The organism is Bacteroidia bacterium, assembly GCA_039924845.1.
Classification (GTDB): Bacteria; Bacteroidota; Bacteroidia; order DATLTG01; family DATLTG01; genus DATLTG01.
On record JBDTAC010000014.1, the window covers coordinates 1 to 18,660 of the forward strand.

Sequence of the window (18,660 nt, forward strand, 5' to 3'; positions counted from 1 at the left end):
TCAGAAAGGTGAATTCTATTTTCTTTTTTGAGTTTTTTCCACATTTCTTCCGCTTGCTTTTTATCTACTTTAAACTTTTCCGTTTTCTTCTGTGGTTGCTTTATCCAGTCATAATATTTGATCATTGCACCAAGAACGCGGATATCAATTTCAGGAAAGTCGAAATTTGGAATGTTTGCTTTTTCCAGTGATTGTTCAAAGGAAGGTTCTGGGTCTAAGGACATCAGATTCGATAAAATGGGTAAATTCGGATTTGCTTTTGCAAAAATGCAGAGGCAGTCTGCTATCTCGTCCATATTTGTTTCTGATGTCGGCAGAATGCACACAATAACAGCATCAACATTTTTATCTTTTACTACCTCCGCAAGTGCATTTTTTAGTCGTTGCGCATCAGCATCCCCTATTATATCAACCGGATTATGAATACCTGCGGTTGGCGGTAATACTTTTTTTAGAGCTGCTAATGTTTTCGGCTCAAATGTTGTCATTTCCAATCCATTTCTTTCAGCAGCATCGGTGGCAATAATCCCCATTCCTCCTCCGTTGGTAACAACAACAACTCGATTTCCTTTTGGCTGTACAAAACCAGTAAATCCTTTCGCACATTCAAATAATTGTTCAAGGGATTCCACTCGGATTACACCGCATTGTGCAAAAAGTGCATCATAAGCGGTATCCGAACTGGATAATGCTCCCGTGTGCGAATGTGTGGCAATAGCGCCACGAACAGATCTTCCTGTTTTTATAATAATGATTGGTTTATGTTTTGCTGCGGCTTTATTTGCCATTTCAAAAAAGCGAGAAGGCTTTCTAATGTCTTCGGCATACATCGTAATTATTTTAGTTTCCTTATCATCAATCAAATATTCTAACACATCACTTTCATCTATCACCGCTTTATTTCCGATTGAAACAAATTTTGAAATGCCCAAATCATGCTGGTGTGCATAGTCAAGTGCTACAACTCCTATTGCTCCGCTTTGTGATATTAAAGCCACATTACCCACTTTGGGCATCTTAAGAGCGAAGTTTGCATTCAGATTGACATCCTTTTGTGTATTTATAATTCCTAAAATATTAGGACCAAGCAAAGCGATGTTGTGTTTGTTAGCAATGTCAATTATCTCATCTTCTAATTTCTTTCCTACTTTTCCAATTTCTTTAAAGCCTGCCGTTATAATCGCTACCGCTTTTACTCCTCTTTTAGCGCATTGCTTAATCACATTTACGACTGCTTTAGCAGGAACACAAATAACCGCCATGTCAACGGCATCAGGAATGGAGATAACATCTTTATAAGCTTTTACACTCATAATATTATCATACTTTGGGTTCACAGGGAAAATCGTTCCATTAAAATTTGATAAAAGAATATTGGAAAAAATGGCATTTCCAACAGTTCCTGGCTTTACAGAAGCGCCAATAACTGCAATAGACTTTGGTTCGAAAAGATATTTTAGATTTTTCATTTTAAAAATAGTTTTTAAATTATAAAATTTGCTCTTATGTTGTTTTTAATCTTCATCAAGATTATTATGATTGTCTCCTCCCAAACTGTAGTAATTATTTTCCTCGTCTTCACTGCCTATATTCTCTTGTGCATCATCCAATTCAGATCCCGGCACATCAAGGTCACTGCCAGTTACTACATCGCCAAAATCTTTTTCATTCTGCTTTCCGGGTTTCTCATTGGGTGATTTAACTTTGGATGTATCCTCCGGATTAAGAGCTGATTCTTCTTTATCCTTATTATAAATATCATCCTTGGCGGGATAATCAGGATAACCTGGAAATTTTTTCGCTCTAATTGGTTTTTGACTATTTTTTTCATCTGATTCGGTAGATGAAATTCTGTTTTTATTTTTTTCTTTTGTCATTTTTTTAATTATTTATTGCATTAATTGGTATGATTCAAGTTCTTTTCAAAAATTAATTTATTTTCTTTCTGATAAATGTGATTTTTATTTTTACCCAAACTTATTTCTACGTTTTTTTTAATAGAATCAGAACATTTTTCCATCACATACTTTCCAGGAGCAGGTTCAATTATTTCGTATTTTTCGTTTCCTTGTTTTTTTTGTGCAGGAATTTGTTTACCTGAATTTTCAAGTAGTCGTTCGCTCCAAGGTGTCCACCAACTACCTTCAAAAAATTTGGCAGTTTTTTTCCAATTCTCAAAACTTCCTCCTAATTTGCCATCAAGATAATAGCCGTATTTATTTTTTGATGGCGGATTTGTGGCTCCCATCACGTGGCCAGATCCACCCAGAATAAATTCAACTGGTCCGTTTACTAACTTTGTTGTTGTAAATACTGTATGGGCTGGAGAAATGTAATCTTCGTTTAGTCCAATTACAAATACCGGAAATTCTATTTTGCCAATATCTATCGGGCTGTTGCAAATGGTTAATGCGTTTTTCCTGCTAAGTTTATTTTCCAAAACCATTTTGCGCATATAATATTTATACATTTCAGCAGGAAGATTGGTATTGTCATTGGTCCAGTATAGCACATTAAATGCGGTAGGTTTAATACCTTTCAGGTAGTTATTTACAGCATAATGCCATACCAAATCATTTACTCGAATAAGATTAAATGCCCGTTCCATGTCGTGTCCATGCATGATGCCATCTTTCAAAAGCTCTCCACGTTCTATTTTTTTTACTAAGGCTTTAGTAACAACGGCACCCATTGGTCCAATGTCTGAAAAATCCACCATGGAGGCGAGGAATGTAGCCGAATTAATCGGATTGGATTGTTTGTTAAGAGAAAGAATAGAGGCAGCTACACTTAAAAGTGTTCCTCCGAGGCAATAACCTAAGGTGTTTATTTTTTTTACTTCAGAAATTTCTTTTACTACTTTTATAGCCCTTAATACGCCTTCCTGAACATAATCATCAAAAGTCAAATGTCCCATTCCTGGTGATGGATTTCGCCACGAAATAATATATGCAGTTATACCTTTTTCGGTTAAGAATTTCACAAAAGATCGTTGCGGTTCAATGTCAAGAATATAATATTTATTGATCCAAGGCGGAATGATGAGCATGGGAATTTCATGCACTTGCTTTGTAGCTGGTGCATATTGAATTAATTGTATTAATTCATTTTCATAGATAACTGATCCGGGAGTCATTGCAAGATTTTTACCTACCTCAAAAGCAGACTCATCGCTCTGGCTGATTTTACCTTTTTCAATGTCTTGTACAAAATTAGTAAACCCTTGCCATAAACTTTTACCTTTACTTTCAAAAGCTAATTTTAATGCTTCAGGATTTGTTGCCAGAGAGTTTGCCGGGGAAAAGAGATCTACATATTGATCATTATAAAATTCCAGCCTTTTCTTTTCCTTATCATCCATATCAACTTCATCAATAATTCTTTCTGCAGATTTTTCAATCAGCAAATAATTCTGTTTAATAAAATTGAAATAGAGAATATTTGTCCATTCGGGAGCTAAAAAACGTTTATCTCCTTCTTGAGGTTCAATAAACGGAACATTGTTTTTAGAGGATGAATTCATAAAAACATTTTCCCATACTTTCTGCTGATTTTTAAACAAATCCCAATACACATTTTGAACTTTAGCCAGTTCATGTGGATTTACTACGATCTTAGAAAAAAAATTGAAATATGATAATGCTATGTCGCGATTATCGTGATGATACGCGGAACTATTTTTTAAATAGTTTTCTGCTATTTTTTTGTTGACTTTTAATATCCCGTTTATTAATCCGGAAACACTAAACTCTTTTGAATTTTCCATTTTAAATAGATTATTATTAGTATTATTATCATTACCAATTCGAATTATTCTGCCAAATAACCACCATCAATTTCAAGAGCAGTTCCCGAAATAAATGAACTATCATTAGAAGCAAGAAAAATAAATCCTTTTGCAATCTCTTCGGCTTTACCTAATCGCTTCATTGGATGCAGGTCAATAATGTGTTGCCTCGCCTCAGGATGTTGGTTTACATGAGCTTTGGTGAGTAGTGGTGTATCAATAAAGCCTGGACAAATTGCATTTACTCTGATTCCTTCTGTTGCGTATTCAAGAGCGGCTGTTTCGGTAAGCCCAATCACACCATGTTTTGCAGCTACATAATGAGCTGAACCCGGAATTCCAACTTTACCCATAACGGACGACATACTTACAATAACTCCGCTTTTTTGTTTTGACATTTGCGCTAATTCATGTCTCATGCAATTAAATACTCCGTTAAGATTTATTCCAATCACTTGTAGCCATGCCTCTTCGGTCATTTCGCCTACTTTGCTTGGTTTACCACCAATACCAGCATTGTTAAGCGCAACATCCAGCGTTGAAAATGTGGTAACTACTTTTTGAATTGCTGATTCAACTTGTTTAAAATTGGATACATCGCATTCGACAAATATTGCCTTTGGATTTATTTTTTTTATTTCATCCATTGCCTTATCAACCGATTCTGATTTAAGATCAGCAATAGCAATATTGGCACCTTCCTTTGCTGCTTCTATGGCGCAAGCATGACCAATGCCGGATAAACCTCCGGTGATAAATACTGTTTTGTTTTCTAATTTTTTCATTTTGTTTAATTAATTTAGATTTAAATGAGAATTGATATTCTATTGTAAGTTTATAATTTCTTGTTTAGAATTTTTGTTAAATGATTATGGGTATATACCGCATGCTTGTACTTCTTTGTTCTTCATATTTTCCAAGTATTATAAAAATACTTTTTTGAGAAATATTTTTATGTTTTTTCTTTTTGAAAGAGAGGATATATCATACCCTTTCTAACACGTGAGTAATAGTAGTAGATGCTGTTCCACCTATACTTTGTATAAGTCCTGTTTTAGCTTCTTTCTTAATTTGATTTTCAGCAGCTTTGTCAGTTAGTTGTAAATATGCTTCTACTGCCTGATAAACACCAGATGCGCCAATGGCATGACCTCTTGCTTTTAATCCTCCAAAAGTGGAAACAGGTGTTTTTCCATCTCTGAATATTTCTCCTTCTGCTGCAAGTCTCCATCCTTCTCCCTGTTTTGCAAATCCCATCGCTTCTAAGGAGAGCGTTGAAATGATAGAATAGGCATCGTGAAGTTCAAAAAAATCAATATCTTTAGTTGTAACATTTGCCATTTGTAATGATTTTCTGCCCGACATTTGAACACCCTCTGCAGCCAATGGATTAGCACGGTCGCTGATGGATACAAATTCTGTTGCAGAAGCGGAGCCAGTTATTTTTACCTGAGGAATGCTAATAGAATAATTAATATTTTTTGGGTATTTGGAAAGTATTATAGCTGCGGCACCATCGCAAACAGGAGAAGCATCGTAGAGCCTCACTGGATCAGAAATAAACTTAGAATTCAGATAATCCTCAATAGATATTTCTTTATGAAATAAGGCATTGGGGTTGGAGTTAGCATTTTTGTGCGCATTGACGCTAAACATTCCAAAAGAATTGTCTGCCATTTTATACTTATCAATATACATTTTCATTAACCTTGAATTGAGTGTAATAAAAGATTCTCCTTTACTGCCTTCATTTTCCCAATCACAAGCTGTGGCAATTGCGCGAGTAACAAAATCTTTATCTCCATGCGACATTCTTTCCAAACCACACACAGCCACTGTATCGCAAAGTCCACTCATTATTGCCATAAAACCTACTCTTATAGCAGCTCCGCCAGATGCGCATGCAGCTTCTATTGTAACTGCTTCAGTGCCTTTTAAACCTGCTGTAGTTGCAATAAGCGATCTTAATTGTTGTTGATTGGATAATATGCCAGACAACATATTACCTATATAAATAGCGTCAACCTTTTCTATTCCTGCATTTTCCATGGTTTGGTGTATTACTTTGGCACCCATTTCCCGAATACTTAATTCAGTATTTTTTTGCATTTGCATTTGCCCAATCCCTGTGATATATACACCTGACTTTTTAGTCGTGATTTTCATTGTTATAGATAAATTAGTTTAGATTGTTTTGCAGATACTTTCCATTTTGAATGAGTAACTGAATATTTTATTATTAATGATTATCAAGTTCTAAGTGCGTTCCTTCGGTATGGAGTATTTTTTTTGCTCTTTCAATCTCTTCCTCATTACCCTGAACTACAACCAAAAAATTTCCTTCTTTGATATGCTTCTCGAATTTAATTCCTGTATCTTTTTTAAAACCTAATTTGGTGAATGCTACTGCAATTCCTCCAATCAATCCAAAATCAAAGCCGGCAATTGTTCCAATTAACGCTCCGGCACCAAATAAAAATCCAAGTCCGGGTATAGCAAAAACTCCTATGCCAGTAAGCAAACCAATGATGGATCCGATTGCTATTGGTGCAGCGATACTAATCTCTTCGTTAGATATGACATGTAAATGGTCATCTATTAACTCCGCTTTGCCCATCATTGAAATATGTTTCATGGGAAAATGTTCTTTGTCTAAAACTCTTATTGCGTTAAAAGCTTTTTCATGTGAATTATAAACCGCAACTGCTGCTTTCATATTTTTAGTATTAATTTTTTGTAACAAATTTATTGAGCTATAAAGTCGAATTCAGATATCCAAATTTTAATTAGCAATTCTCTATAACCATTGCACTGGCTCCACCACCGCCATTGCAGATTCCAGCAGCACCATACTTCGCTTTATTTTGCTTGAGTACATTTATGAGCGTAACAATAATGCGGGCACCAGAACATCCTAAGGGATGACCAAGAGAAACTGCACCGCCATTGACATTTACTTTTGCAGAATCAAGTTTCATTAGTTGTGTATTAACAATTCCTACCACTGAAAATGCTTCGTTAAGTTCGAAATAATTAATATCGCTCATTTGCAATCCTGCTTTTACAACTGCTTTCGGAACGGCAAGTGATGGAGAAGTAGTAAACCATTCCGAATCTTGTGCAGCATCTGCGTAAGCTAAAATTTTCGCAATTGGTTTTAATCCCAATTCTTCCGCCTTTTCTTTGCTCATCAATACAAGTGCTGCTGCTCCATCATTTATTTTTGATGCATTTGCCGCTGTGCTTGTGCCGTCTTTCGTGAAAACGGGTTTTAACTCGGATATTTTTTTAAAATCTGCTTTTTTGTATTCTTCGTCTTCGCTAAATTGGATAGGTTCACCTTTATGTTGCGGAACTTCTATCGAAATAACTTCTTCCTTAAACTTACCTTCCTTCCATGCTTTTGCAGCGCGTTTGTATGATTCAATGGCAAAATCATCTTGTTCTTTACGCGAGATATTATATTTTTTTGCACAAAGGTCTGCTGCATTTCCCATTGCAGAATGATGATATACATCTGTAAGTCCATCCTTTGCTAATCCGTCTATCAGTGTTATATCGCCAAATTTATGTCCCCAACGATGCGTTTCATCATAGAATGGTACAGAACTCATGTTTTCCATGCCTCCAACAACAACTACGTCCGCATCTTCCAATAAAATACTTTGCACACCTTGCATCATAGCTTTCATTCCTGATGCGCAAACTTTATTTATAGTAGTGCAGATAACCGAGCTTGGTAATCCGGCAAAAATTGCGGCTTGACGCGCGGGAGCTTGTCCGAGATTTCCTTCTAACACGCAACCCATTAAAACTTCCTGTACTTCTTTCGGATCTAACTTTATTTTTGCGAGCGCGCCTTTAATTACCGCAGCGCCTAATTTTGTAGCCCCTACCGATGCAAGTGATCCTCCGAATGAGCCGATTGCTGTGCGTACGGCTGATACTATGTAAATTTCTTTTTTCATTTTTATTTATTTAGGCGAGTGTTATTATTTCGTAAAAACAAATTTATTAATTGAATTTTTTTTTCTGGAATTTAACTTTCGCCTCACCCAAAAGCACTAATTCGTCTTGTCCCTTAAAACACTTAGTAGAAAATGTCCCAACATTTTTTATTTTATCTACAGAAGATAGTTCAACTATTGCTTTTACCGTTTCATCCAAATAAACAGGTTTAATAAATTGACAAGATTGAAATTCATAAATGCCACTATTATCAGGCAGTGTTCCAAAAATTTTCGAAAACATACTCATCAGTAAAACACCTGGGACAATTCTCTGTTTAAAGATGGATTGTTTCGCAAACTCTTCTGATTGATGAATAGGATTATTATCACCTGTAAGTTCTGCAAAAGTCTTCATCTCTTTTGATGAAAAACTGCGTGAAAACACAAATTGTTTCCCCATTTGGGCTAAAACATTCTCTTCTTTATCCTCAACGACTGCCAATTTTTTTGATGAATCGTTTTTCATTTTGTGTAATTTATTAATACGCTAATACAAATTCCCGTTTTATCGTTTATAATCTAATTAATAACGTTGCTTTTTTCGGATTTGCACCATATTGATTTTCTCCAAGATTACTATCTGTAACCATTAGAACTAATAACCAAATAGTACCAATTAATGGAATCAGTGCTATTAAAATCATCCAACCACTTTTTCCACATCAAGTAGTCTTCTAACTCCAACAGCTAATACAGGTATTAAAATTGCAAGACCATAAAGAATATAGAAAACTCCGTATGGAAGTCTCCTTATGGTTAATCCAAAGGCATTGTACTTTCCATTTATGTAATATTTGATATTTGCTCAGTTCCGCTGTTACCCAGTCCTCAGTTCCTGCTGTCATCCAGTATTCCCTGTTTTTTTTATTCTTTCAGTCTATTTAGTAAAATCCTCAAATAGAATTTTCTTATGTTCCTGAAATTCTTCTTTTGTAATCTCTCCTGAAGCGAAACGCTTCTTCAAAATGTCAAGCGGAGAATCTTTTTGTGTTCGCTGTCCTGGAATATTATAAGGAATAGCGAAAATCCAAATCAATACGATAATCCATAGGAACCACCAGATAAAGTTCATTCCCCAGAAGTGATAATTATAATAATCCATAATTTTAAGTTTTAAGTTTAGTATTTTAATTTAGTATTTTAAATCAAGGAACAAAGGTGAATCCCTTCATCTTTGTTCCATTAAACATCTATGAAAAAATATTGTATATTTCAGATACTACTTTTTTTCATTTTCTTTCCACCAATGAGAAGCCCACGAGGTAAATTTATTCTGACTATCATTTTGCACATTGGAAATCGCTTCTATTTGAGCAGTGATATTTTCAGCAAATTTTTTATTGAAATTTAGTGCCAAATTTGTGTGCTTATTATAGAAATCCAATATTTCTTTGGTGTTTTCTGTTGTTAACTTACGTGAAGCTTCGAAATTTTCATGTATTAATTCAAGAACTTTTTCAGGAGTTCCGCTTTTGTGTTCTTTGATGGTGTCAATTAATTTTGTATTAAAATCAACATTCTGTTCCATCTGACGCGTATATGAATTAATAATACTGTCAAGCGCATCTTCTGCAAGTTCAACAGACTTTCCAAATGTGTTTTTCAATGTTTCCGTAACAGAATCATCCATTGACTTTTGACCAAAAGATTTTTTTATTGAATCAACCATTTTAAAATTAGTGTCCAACGCAGCACCTATGTGCTTGTTATTGGTGTCAATAAATTCTCTGATGGTTTCTTTGGATTTCTCCGCTGTGCCGTTAATTGTCTTTTTAATTTTTTCGGCTTTTTCATTGAGTGTTGTTTTCATTTTTTTTTGTTTTTTAAAAGTTAGAATTATTAGATTTTTTTAGATGAAATTTCTTGTCAAAAAAATATTTTTTCAGATGACGGTACAAAGATGAAAAACTCAAGCCCCTTGTGTATTACACAATTGTGAAAATAAATTACATTATTATCACATCTTTAAATAAATTTATGCAGACTATATCTATTGTCGCATATACGTAGTCTAAATTTGCTTTTTGTTTTTTTAGACTTGAATTTAATGTGCTGTTCCCATTTAGGGGAGAGTATTTGTTATATTTCAAGCAAATCAAAAGTACTCACATCAATTAGGTTTTTCGATGACGGGAATAGATAACTCAAATGATCTTTATCATTTAGAAATTGCTACAGACCGTATTGAAATATAAAAAAGAAATATTGGGTATAAATCAACATTCAATAAACAGACTATTCTGTAAAATTCGAATTGTTCATTGCGCTGTCCAAGCTCCATCAATCCGGTAAAGTCGCTCCAGTAATCATAGAGACATTATCTGTAACCAGTAATAAAGCAAGTGTATCGATAGATTCGGAATTTTTTTAAATAAATTCCGTAATTAATTTTGTAATCTGAGGAGCTGCCTCCAAATTAAGTGTGTGTCCGACACCTTTAATGATTTCAAACTTACTTCCAGAAATGGACTCAGCTACCTCTCTACCCATGTTTATAAGTAATAGAGTATCATTTTCTCCATGGACAATCAATGTCGGGCATTTTATTTTTTTTAATTTCTCGCGATAATCCCCTCTTTGTTTGGTGGCTTTCATTAGTTTCTTAAGTGCATCAGGATCGTTATTCGTTATTTGACGCATGGATCTGAGTGTATCAATAGGAACTAGTGGATGTTCAAAATAATTTTTTCCTAATACCATAGGAAGCATAACATCCAACATGAGTGCATAGCCTCCTGCGTCCAGAGTACGCTCCCATGAATATTCAATAGCATTATAATAAGGTGTTTTATGAGCAAAGGTAGAGAGCAATACAAGTTTATTTACTTTTTCAGGATAGTTCAGCGCAAAATGCTGTGCCACTAAACTTCCGTAGGATATGCCAATGGGAGTGATCTTGTCAATCTTAAGGAAATTTATTAACCCATAAATATCCGCGGCATGTTGATCAAAACTACGCACATCGCCTTTTTTATCGGATTGTCCCTGGAAAATAAAATCGCATAAAATAATACGATAATTTTCCGTAAATGCAGGAAGTATCAGGTTCCACGCAACGGTAGATTGAGAAATACCATTCAAAAAAAGGATATAGTTTTTTGATTTGGGATTCCCAATCAGTTCATAATATAAATTTAGCTCATCACTGGTTTTAAAAAGCATAGGCGTAGAAAAATTAAAACATGTGTAAACCTCCGTTGATGGCAATGTTAGCACCGGTAATGTAGCGTGCTTCATCCGAAGCTAAATAACTTACCGCATCCCCGATTTCGGAAGGAGTACCTAAACGTCCCATCGGAATTTGCTGTATAATTTTATCTCTTATTTCTTCTTTAATTGCCATTACCATTGCTGTTCCCACATAACCTGGAGAAACCGTATTAACTGTAATACCTTTTTTGGCAACTTCCAAAGCGAGTGATTTTGTAAATCCATACATACCAGCTTTTGTTGCTGCATAATTGGTTTGTCCAAATTGTCCTTTCTGTCCATTAACGGAAGAAATACAGATAATGCGTCCCCAACCTTTTGCAATCATACCTTCAATCACGAGCCTTGAGCAGATGAATACACTGTTAAGATTTGTATTTATCACTTCGTACCATTGTTCTGGTGTCATTTTATGAAGTGCCGAATCTCTTGTAATTCCTGCATTATTAACCAACACGTCAATCGGTCCGATTTCTTCATTGATTTCACGAATCATATTTTCAGCAGATTTATAATCGGAAATATCGCCTTGGGCAATTTTTACATCAATACCCATCTTAAGCACTTCTTCTCGCCACTTTTTTGCTTCTTCTCGCCACTTCATCGCTTTTGTAAAATCCTTATAATTAGCTACTACGGTATATCCATCTTTGTATAGTCTTTCACAAATCGCAGTTCCCATACCGCCGGTACCGCCAGTAACTAAGGCTATTTTGTTATTCTTTTTTCTCATACATTAACTCCGTTCATTTTACTTTTTGTCATTTGTGCTTTTTTATTGTTGTCCTTTTTTTTATGAATATTTTCAGAACACTTCTCTTTCACATATCTTCCAGGTGCTGGTTCTATTACTTTATATTTGGTGTTACCAAGAGATTTAATAGGCACAACCTGCTTTCCTGATTTTTTTATCAGCCGTTCACTCCACGGAGTCCACCAACTTCCTTCATGAAACTTCGCTGTCTCTTTCCATTTTTCAAATCCATTTTCGAGTTTACCATTTAGGTAATAACCATATTTTTTCTTAGCAGGCGGATTCGCCACGCCCATTACATGTCCTGATTCTCCAAGTATAAATTCAACAGGTCCACTTAAAAGTTCGGTGGTTGTGAAGTTTGTACGTACTGGAGAAATATGATCTTCTTCCATACCAATAACAAAAGATGGAGTTTCAATTTTGCCTATATCAATAAGTGTGTCGCAAATTCTTAAAGCATTTTTCCGGCTTAGCTTATTTTCCAAAACCATATATCTTAAATAAAAGAGATACATTTTTGCGGGCAAATTTGTATTGTCATTCGTCCAATACATCACATCAAAGGACGTTGGAGATTTCCCTTTGAGGTAATTACTTACAACATAACTCCAAATCAAATCGTTGGCACGAATGAGGTTAAAAGCTCGCTCCATATCGTGTCCGTGCATAATTCCCTCTTCCAATAATTCCCCACGTTCTAATTTGCTTATCAAAGCATGATCAATAACATCTCCCATTGGACCGACGTCCGAAAAGTCAATCATTGTGGCTAAAAATGTTGCTGTATTGACAGGATTATCTTTCTGTGCTGTTTTTTTAGCCAAGATAGCAAGTGTTGTTCCCAATAATGTTCCACCAAGGCAATAACCCAATGTGTTTATTTTTTTTGATTTTGAAATAGATTGAACAACTTCAATTGCTTTAATAGCACCTTCTTCCACATATTTATCAAAAGTGATATTTCTCATATAAGGAGTTGGATTTTTCCAAGAAATCATATATGTTGTAATGCCACTGTCAACTATAAAACGGACAAGTGAATTCTCAGGACGAAGGTCAAGGATATAATATTTATTAATCCAAGGAGGAATTATTAATAAGGGCGTTTCATACACTTTTTTAGTAGAAGGTGAATATTGGATAAGTTGCATTAATTCATTTTCAAAAATTACTGCACCTGGAGTGATGGCAATGTTCCTACCTGGTTCAAAAGCCGACATATCCGTTTGTGTAATTCCTCCTTTTTCAATATCTGATAAAAGATTTTTGAAGCCATCTATTAAACTCTGCCCATTTGTTTGTTGAGCCAATTTGATTGCTTCGGGATTAGTTGCTATAAAATTTGAAGGAGAAAAGGCATCAATATATTGTTTCGTATAAAAAGCAAGTTTCTTCTTTGATTTGTCTGCCATATCAACAGTATCAACTATTTCTGTCATCAACTTTGAAGTCAATAAGTAACTTTGTTTAACGAAATCAAAATAATAAGGAGCTTCATCCCATTCAGGAGATTTGAAACGCTTATCATCTGCAGATGGAGCAATAAGAGGCTTGTATTCTACATCTTTACTAGATTGCCTTTCAGCAACGTGTTTCCACAATTCCTGTTGACTATTTAAAAATCCCTTAAATAATTCTTGTATCTTTTCTCCCTCTTCAGGATTCGCCATCAATTTTGTTCCGAATTCTGTGTAGGTATTTACAATGTCCCTGTTATCGTGGTTATAGCCAGTATTATTATCCAAATAATTTTTGATAATTTTCTGAGTCGCCCCTGTAATCCTTTCTGTTAATTCCTGTATGGTTGAGATATCTGTCTTTTTCATTTGTTGGTTTTTATACAAAATAAGCATTATTGATGTAAGTATCGAAAATGGCTTACATCAACAATGCTTATTTTACGTAGGTGAGGAAAAAAGTAATAAATTATTTTTTCTCGTTTTCTTTCCACCACTGAGAAGCCCAAGAAGTAAATTTATTCTGTCCATCATTTTGCACATTGGAAATCGCTTCTATTTGAGCAGTGATATTTTCAGTAAATTTTTTATTGAAATTCAGCGCCAAATTTGTGTGCTTATTGTAGAAATCCAATATCTCTTTGGTATTTTCTGTTGTTAATTTACGTGAAGCCTCGAAGTTCTCTTGTATTAATTCAAGAACTTTTTCAGGAGTATCGCTTTTAGATTCCTTGATGGCATCAACTAATTTTGTATTAAAATCAACATTATGTTCCATCTGACGCGTGTAAGAATTAATTATGCTGTCCAGTGAATCTTCTGCAAGTTCAACAGATTTTCCAAAAGTACTTTTCAATGTTTCTGTAACAGAACCATTCATTGGCTTTTGACCAAAAGATTTTTTTATTGAATCAACCATTTTAAAATTAGAGTCCAACGCAGCATCTATGTGCTTGTTATTGGTGTCAATAAGTTCCCTGATGGTTTCTTTGGATTTCTCCGTTGTGCCGTTAATTGTTTTTTTAATTTTTTCGGCTTTTTCATTGAGTGTTGTTTTCATTTTTTTTGTTTTTTAAAGGTTAGAATTATTAAAGTATTTAGATTATTAAATTTAATGTGAAGCACACATACTCGTATCTATCTTACTTAAGATAATCGCATACTACTTCACCCGTATTTATTGTTAGGTCGCAAATAATATGTTGTGCTGAAACTATTTCGTGTACTGGAAGCAAATGTAAAGGAGCCAATGCATGTGGAATAATATGCAGGGCTGCTGGTGCTGACCAAGCTTCGTGAATTACAATATCTGTTTCAACGATTTTTACCAATTGGCATATTGCCAATGTATCGTCTGGAGCAGGAATTATTTTCAGGGTAAAGATTGGAGAGTAGTAGCTCTTTTTAACCTCTTCTTTATCTAATCTTTTGAACTTATACCCCATGGTTGCCATTGCAATTCTTTCATTACCATAATGAATGGTACCTACAAGAGTATCTCCATCAACCTTCAACTCAGGATATCCTACCTTCTTTGCATATCCGAACATTTCACGTCCAAAAGCGAGCGCTGCCATGTTAGGCACAAGGAGTAGGTGCATATATGTCCCTATTTGTCCTTTATAATGAACTGTAATTAATTGCTCACTTTCAAAAAAGGTGCCGCAGCCAGGGACATCCGGCATTTTTATAACCTGAAATTTCACCAGTGGTTCAATCACTTCCAAGGGCTCAGGAACAAATTTTCTGAGCAGGTCAATATCCGTCTTATAGGTTATATTAAGTATCTCCCGCCGGTAAAATTGTAATGGTGGTCTGTTAAATGCCGGAGATGCAATAGGCATTCCGTAAGCTGTTTTAAGAATCGTTTTCTTGTCCATGTTGTTAACCTCCATATTCGTTTTCTATTTCTTTTGAAAAATCGGCTGAAGCCTCATTTCCTACCATTTCATAATTTTTGGCAAGCCATTCTGTCATGTATTCTCTTCCTCGGTTCCTTAGTAGATTAATAAAATCCCATGAAGTATTCGATTTACTTGACACGTCAAACTCTTCGAGTGCATTATCGGCGCAAATAGAATGATAGCGGATCTTTCTCAGCATACCATTCATATTAAACCCTTCTGATAAAATGCGATTTTTAAAATGTATCAAACGCAATTCTGCAATAAGACTTGCATTGAAGCTTAGTTCATTAATACGATGTTGTATCTCATCTGCCCTTTTGGGAACTTTATTAACCCTGTTAGGATTTATCTGAAGAAGAAGGATATCACTTGTATCTGTACCTTTAATGAGTGGAAAAAGAGGTGGATTTCCAAGATAACCGCCATCCCAATAATACTCATTATCAATTTCAACAGCCTTATATATTGTTGGCAGACAAGTGGATGCTAATAAAGCATCCACACTGATATTCTCTAAGTCAAATATTTTTGCCTGCCCTGTTTTTACATTAGTAGCACAGGCAAATAGTTTTATTTTACTTTCATGCAACTCTTTAAAATCTATGAGGTCATTCAAAATATCCTTTAATGGATTTATGTCAAATGGATTCCATTGTGCAGGAGATAAGTAACTACTCATAAAGTTAAACATATTATACCCCAAAGAGTATTCCATATTTCCTGCTGAAACCATCTTATCAAGCAATGTAGGCTGTACAGGAGAAAAAGCAGACTCTTTTGAAAGACGCTTCCAAAACTTACTTAGCAAGTCTATTGCGCCCTGATTCCCATTTTTATGATATCCATATACAGCAATGCCTGCATTTATTGCGCCTGCACTCGTTCCGCACATTCCTTTTATATCAAATACGTTCTCTTCAAACATTTTTTCCAATACGCCCCATGTAAATGCTCCATGTGAACCACCTCCTTGGAGTGCAAGCGTTATTGCTTTCTTAGTCTTTGCCATAATGTAGTTTATTGTGCTGTCCAGCCTCCGTCAATGGAAAGAGAGGCACCCGTTATCATTTTTGCATTTGGTCCTACTAAATAAAGAGCTAATGCTCCTATGGCTTCTATATCAACAAATTCTTTAATTGCTTGCGGGCCCAACATAACCTCATTTACCACTTTTTCTTTGCTTATGCCATGAGCTATCGCCTGATCTGCAATTTGTTTATCTACCAAAGGAGTTTTTACATAACCTGGGCAAATGGCATTTGCAGTTATTCCAAATGCAGCTCCTTCCAGCGCCAAAACTTTTGTAAGTCCCACAAGACCATGTTTTGATGCAACGTAAGCCGATTTGAATTCAGAGGCAACCAATCCGTGAGCTGAAGCAATATTGATTATCCTTCCAAACTTTTGTTTTTTCATTCCGCTCCAAACCGCTTTTGAAGTGTGGAAAGATGCACTGAGGTTAATCCCAATAATCGCATCCCATTTTGCGTCAGGAAACTCTTCAATTGGCGACACATATTGAATACCTGCATCATTTATCAATACATCAATACTTCCGAATTTAGCTTCACCTTGTTGCACCATTGCAACTATTTCAGGAGCATTAAGCATATTGGCTGCAGAATACATAGTGCCGACACTAAATTCCTTTGCTACTGCATTTGCAATATCAGGACCTTCTTTTTCCAGTCCATTAAATATAATGTTGTGTCCTGCTTTAGCAAATGCCTTTGCGATGCCAAGTCCTATCCCGCTGGTGCTGCCAGTTATTAATACATTTAGCACTTTTTTGCTGGTTACTGTGTTTTTTTTTATTTCAGTTTGTGTTTCCATGATTTTATTTTTTAAGTTATGTTCTTTATTTGATTAAATTAATATTAAGTAAGGTTACAAAGTAAAAAAAATCAAGCTATTTGCGTGTTACACAATTGTGTAAATAAGTTACATTTTTACCACTTTTTTTATGTGGGGTTTAAAATTAAACCCTTATTGAAGGAGAGTGCAAAGTAACAGACTATTTATGCCTTTTCAAGATTAGTTCCGTTAAAAGATGTTAATTCAATCCGATAATGGTATTCATTCAATTGTTAGCAGGAGCGTCAATACTTGATACAGTTCGTTAATTGATACTTGCAGGTGCGTCATCGTTCGGTGCATTTGCTTAATTGCTCGAAGCAGGTGCGTAAATGTTCAATGAGATTGGTTAATCGCTCTCTCAGATTGCGTCATCGTTCAATGAGATTGGTTAATCGCTCCCTCAGATTGCGTCATCGTTCAATGAGATTGACTAAACACTCCCTCAGATTGCTTAATTGTTCTGGTAACTATGTGTGAACTATATAATTTATTTCCATAATTATGTAAACTCTATTCAAGTTAAAGAACCCACCTTTGCATTGTAAAAAATCACTACTAATTTTAATTTAAACTATACAAAATGAATACTACCGAAGTAAAAGGGAACTGGAATGAACAAAAAGGGAAGCTTAAACAAAAATTTGCTGTCTTAACAGATAATGATCTGATGTTTAATGAAGGTAAAAAAGATGAAATGCTTGGAAAAATTCAAAAAAAGCTTGGCAAGACAAAAGAAGAATTTGACGCAATTATTAAAGCGCTCTAATCATTCTTACTAAAATCACCGTCCATTAATGGGCGGTGATTTTACGCATTATAAACTAAACCTATAGACTGCAAGAAGGATGGCTTTAAAACATAATTAGTGCACATAATTAAGCAAAAGGACAAAATCAATATTAAAGATTATCTTTGGAGAAATATAATATCCCAAAACGATGTCATCAAAAAAGAAAATTGATACACTCTCTCCTCCTGAGACTGAACAGGATTTTCCAATAATAGGTATAGGCGCATCGGCTGGAGGTCTTGATGCCTTTAAGCAATTTGTTAAAGCCATTTCTAATGACTCGGGAATGGCGTATGTGTTAGTACAGCATCTGGATCCAAATCATGAAAGTATTCTATCTGCTATTCTTTCTAGGGAAACTGAAATCCCCGTACTTGAAATTACCGACGACATTCATCTTGCACCCAATCATATATATGTTATTCCTGAAAACAAAGCACTCACATCGACAGATGGTGTTTTGAAGCTTACTCCAAGAAATAAAATAAAAACAAATACAACAATCGATGTGTTTTTTACATCACTTGCCGAGGTTCATCAAAGTCTGGCTGTGGGGATTGTGCTTTCTGGCACTGGCTCCGACGGAACATTAGGATTAAAGGCAATAAAAGAACATGGAGGAATAACCTTAGCGCAGGATCAGCAATCGACAAAATATGGTGAAATGCCTAAAAATGCAGAAGATTCAGAGGTTGTAGATTTTGTTTTGCCTCCCGAAAAGATGCCCGAAAAGCTCTTGCATATTATGCAGACGTATAAAGGATATAAGGATAGTGAGAAGAATTTACCAAAAGATGATGAAGATGCTTTTAACCAGATTATTACTATTCTGAGACAACGAAGCGGAGTTGATTTTACCTATTACAAGCAAACTACCGTGCGCAG

Annotated in this window: 19 protein-coding genes; 2 read left to right on the forward strand and 17 right to left on the reverse strand. The window is 35.1% G+C overall.

What is annotated here, in order from left to right; translation table 11 throughout:
* From ABIZ51_01850 to ABIZ51_01930, 17 genes are all read right to left on the reverse strand, one after another.
* Positions 1-1,469 (reverse strand): CoA-binding protein (locus ABIZ51_01850; GenBank protein ID MEO7087518.1); only part of this gene is annotated, 1,469 nt, incomplete at its 3' end.
* 45 nt (positions 1,470-1,514) lie between these two features.
* Positions 1,515-1,877 carry a hypothetical protein gene (locus tag ABIZ51_01855; protein MEO7087519.1) on the reverse strand — a complete coding sequence of 121 codons (363 nt, stop codon included), beginning with the start codon at positions 1,875-1,877 and terminating at the stop codon, positions 1,515-1,517.
* Positions 1,878-1,897: 20 nt separating this feature from the next.
* Positions 1,898-3,766: an alpha/beta fold hydrolase gene (locus ABIZ51_01860; protein MEO7087520.1), complete on the reverse strand. Its 1,869-nt coding sequence runs from the start codon at positions 3,764-3,766 to the stop codon at positions 1,898-1,900.
* Positions 3,767-3,810: 44 nt separating this feature from the next.
* The gene (fabG, locus tag ABIZ51_01865; GenBank protein ID MEO7087521.1) at positions 3,811-4,572 is read right to left on the reverse strand and encodes a 3-oxoacyl-ACP reductase FabG; all 762 of its coding nucleotides are present in this window, start codon (positions 4,570-4,572) and stop codon (positions 3,811-3,813) included.
* Between the two features lie 199 nt (positions 4,573-4,771).
* Entirely contained in the window at positions 4,772-5,953 is a 1,182-nt protein-coding gene (locus ABIZ51_01870; GenBank protein ID MEO7087522.1) for a beta-ketoacyl synthase N-terminal-like domain-containing protein, read from the reverse strand.
* A 73-nt stretch (positions 5,954-6,026) separates the two neighbouring features.
* The gene (locus ABIZ51_01875; protein MEO7087523.1) at positions 6,027-6,503 is read right to left on the reverse strand and encodes a hypothetical protein; all 477 of its coding nucleotides are present in this window, start codon (positions 6,501-6,503) and stop codon (positions 6,027-6,029) included.
* Between the two features lie 70 nt (positions 6,504-6,573).
* The gene (locus ABIZ51_01880) at positions 6,574-7,755 is read right to left on the reverse strand and encodes an acetyl-CoA C-acyltransferase (protein MEO7087524.1); all 1,182 of its coding nucleotides are present in this window, start codon (positions 7,753-7,755) and stop codon (positions 6,574-6,576) included.
* A gap of 46 nt (positions 7,756-7,801) precedes the next feature.
* Positions 7,802-8,263 carry a MaoC family dehydratase gene (locus ABIZ51_01885; GenBank protein MEO7087525.1) on the reverse strand — a complete coding sequence of 154 codons (462 nt, stop codon included), beginning with the start codon at positions 8,261-8,263 and terminating at the stop codon, positions 7,802-7,804.
* Positions 8,264-8,674: 411 nt separating this feature from the next.
* Positions 8,675-8,899, reverse strand: a complete 225-nt coding sequence (locus ABIZ51_01890; GenBank protein ID MEO7087526.1) for an SHOCT domain-containing protein — start codon at positions 8,897-8,899, stop codon at positions 8,675-8,677.
* Positions 8,900-9,016: 117 nt separating this feature from the next.
* The gene (locus ABIZ51_01895) at positions 9,017-9,607 is read right to left on the reverse strand and encodes a hypothetical protein (GenBank protein ID MEO7087527.1); all 591 of its coding nucleotides are present in this window, start codon (positions 9,605-9,607) and stop codon (positions 9,017-9,019) included.
* 557 nt (positions 9,608-10,164) lie between these two features.
* Positions 10,165-10,959 carry an alpha/beta hydrolase gene (locus ABIZ51_01900; GenBank protein ID MEO7087528.1) on the reverse strand — a complete coding sequence of 265 codons (795 nt, stop codon included), beginning with the start codon at positions 10,957-10,959 and terminating at the stop codon, positions 10,165-10,167.
* 13 nt (positions 10,960-10,972) lie between these two features.
* The gene (gene phbB / locus ABIZ51_01905) at positions 10,973-11,740 is read right to left on the reverse strand and encodes an acetoacetyl-CoA reductase (protein ID MEO7087529.1); all 768 of its coding nucleotides are present in this window, start codon (positions 11,738-11,740) and stop codon (positions 10,973-10,975) included.
* Complete coding sequence (phaC, locus tag ABIZ51_01910) at positions 11,737-13,590, reverse strand: class I poly(R)-hydroxyalkanoic acid synthase (protein MEO7087530.1); 1,854 nt, start codon at positions 13,588-13,590, stop codon at positions 11,737-11,739. Before phaC ends, phbB begins: the two co-directional genes overlap by 4 nt.
* A 100-nt stretch (positions 13,591-13,690) precedes the next feature.
* Positions 13,691-14,281, reverse strand: a complete 591-nt coding sequence (locus tag ABIZ51_01915) for a hypothetical protein (protein MEO7087531.1) — start codon at positions 14,279-14,281, stop codon at positions 13,691-13,693.
* A gap of 82 nt (positions 14,282-14,363) precedes the next feature.
* Positions 14,364-15,101, reverse strand: a complete 738-nt coding sequence (locus tag ABIZ51_01920; GenBank protein ID MEO7087532.1) for an acetoacetate decarboxylase — start codon at positions 15,099-15,101, stop codon at positions 14,364-14,366.
* A gap of 4 nt (positions 15,102-15,105) precedes the next feature.
* Positions 15,106-16,137 carry a patatin-like phospholipase family protein gene (locus ABIZ51_01925; protein MEO7087533.1) on the reverse strand — a complete coding sequence of 344 codons (1,032 nt, stop codon included), beginning with the start codon at positions 16,135-16,137 and terminating at the stop codon, positions 15,106-15,108.
* Positions 16,138-16,145: 8 nt separating this feature from the next.
* The gene (locus ABIZ51_01930; protein ID MEO7087534.1) at positions 16,146-16,961 is read right to left on the reverse strand and encodes a 3-hydroxybutyrate dehydrogenase; all 816 of its coding nucleotides are present in this window, start codon (positions 16,959-16,961) and stop codon (positions 16,146-16,148) included.
* A 604-nt stretch (positions 16,962-17,565) separates the two neighbouring features.
* Between ABIZ51_01930 and ABIZ51_01935 the strand changes: the two genes are divergently transcribed.
* Together ABIZ51_01935 and ABIZ51_01940 are read left to right on the forward strand one after the other, a co-directional pair.
* Positions 17,566-17,751 (forward strand): CsbD family protein, encoded by a 186-nt coding sequence (locus tag ABIZ51_01935; GenBank protein MEO7087535.1) that lies wholly within the window; start codon positions 17,566-17,568, stop codon positions 17,749-17,751.
* A gap of 172 nt (positions 17,752-17,923) precedes the next feature.
* Positions 17,924-18,660, forward strand: a 737-nt coding sequence (locus ABIZ51_01940) for a chemotaxis protein CheB (protein ID MEO7087536.1), incomplete at its 3' end; no start/stop codon positions are given.

Excerpts from the sequence above, each read along its gene's own strand:
- ABIZ51_01855 (MEO7087519.1), bottom strand. The coding sequence starts at position 1,877 with ATGACAAAAGAAAAAAATAAAAACAGAATTTCATCTACCGAATCAGAT.
- ABIZ51_01860 (MEO7087520.1), bottom strand. The coding sequence starts at position 3,766 with ATGGAAAATTCAAAAGAGTTTAGTGTTTCCGGATTAATAAACGGGATA.
- fabG (MEO7087521.1), bottom strand. The coding sequence starts at position 4,572 with ATGAAAAAATTAGAAAACAAAACAGTATTTATCACCGGAGGTTTATCC.
- ABIZ51_01870 (MEO7087522.1), bottom strand. The coding sequence starts at position 5,953 with ATGAAAATCACGACTAAAAAGTCAGGTGTATATATCACAGGGATTGGG.
- ABIZ51_01875 (MEO7087523.1), bottom strand. The coding sequence starts at position 6,503 with ATGAAAGCAGCAGTTGCGGTTTATAATTCACATGAAAAAGCTTTTAAC.
- ABIZ51_01880 (MEO7087524.1), bottom strand. The coding sequence starts at position 7,755 with ATGAAAAAAGAAATTTACATAGTATCAGCCGTACGCACAGCAATCGGC.
- ABIZ51_01885 (MEO7087525.1), bottom strand. The coding sequence starts at position 8,263 with ATGAAAAACGATTCATCAAAAAAATTGGCAGTCGTTGAGGATAAAGAA.
- ABIZ51_01890 (MEO7087526.1), bottom strand. The coding sequence starts at position 8,899 with ATGGATTATTATAATTATCACTTCTGGGGAATGAACTTTATCTGGTGG.
- ABIZ51_01895 (MEO7087527.1), bottom strand. The coding sequence starts at position 9,607 with ATGAAAACAACACTCAATGAAAAAGCCGAAAAAATTAAAAAGACAATT.
- ABIZ51_01900 (MEO7087528.1), bottom strand. The coding sequence starts at position 10,959 with ATGCTTTTTAAAACCAGTGATGAGCTAAATTTATATTATGAACTGATT.
- phbB (MEO7087529.1), bottom strand. The coding sequence starts at position 11,740 with ATGAGAAAAAAGAATAACAAAATAGCCTTAGTTACTGGCGGTACCGGC.
- phaC (MEO7087530.1), bottom strand. The coding sequence starts at position 13,590 with ATGAAAAAGACAGATATCTCAACCATACAGGAATTAACAGAAAGGATT.
- ABIZ51_01915 (MEO7087531.1), bottom strand. The coding sequence starts at position 14,281 with ATGAAAACAACACTCAATGAAAAAGCCGAAAAAATTAAAAAAACAATT.
- ABIZ51_01920 (MEO7087532.1), bottom strand. The coding sequence starts at position 15,101 with ATGGACAAGAAAACGATTCTTAAAACAGCTTACGGAATGCCTATTGCA.
- ABIZ51_01925 (MEO7087533.1), bottom strand. The coding sequence starts at position 16,137 with ATGGCAAAGACTAAGAAAGCAATAACGCTTGCACTCCAAGGAGGTGGT.
- ABIZ51_01930 (MEO7087534.1), bottom strand. The coding sequence starts at position 16,961 with ATGGAAACACAAACTGAAATAAAAAAAAACACAGTAACCAGCAAAAAA.
- ABIZ51_01935 (MEO7087535.1), top strand. The coding sequence starts at position 17,566 with ATGAATACTACCGAAGTAAAAGGGAACTGGAATGAACAAAAAGGGAAG.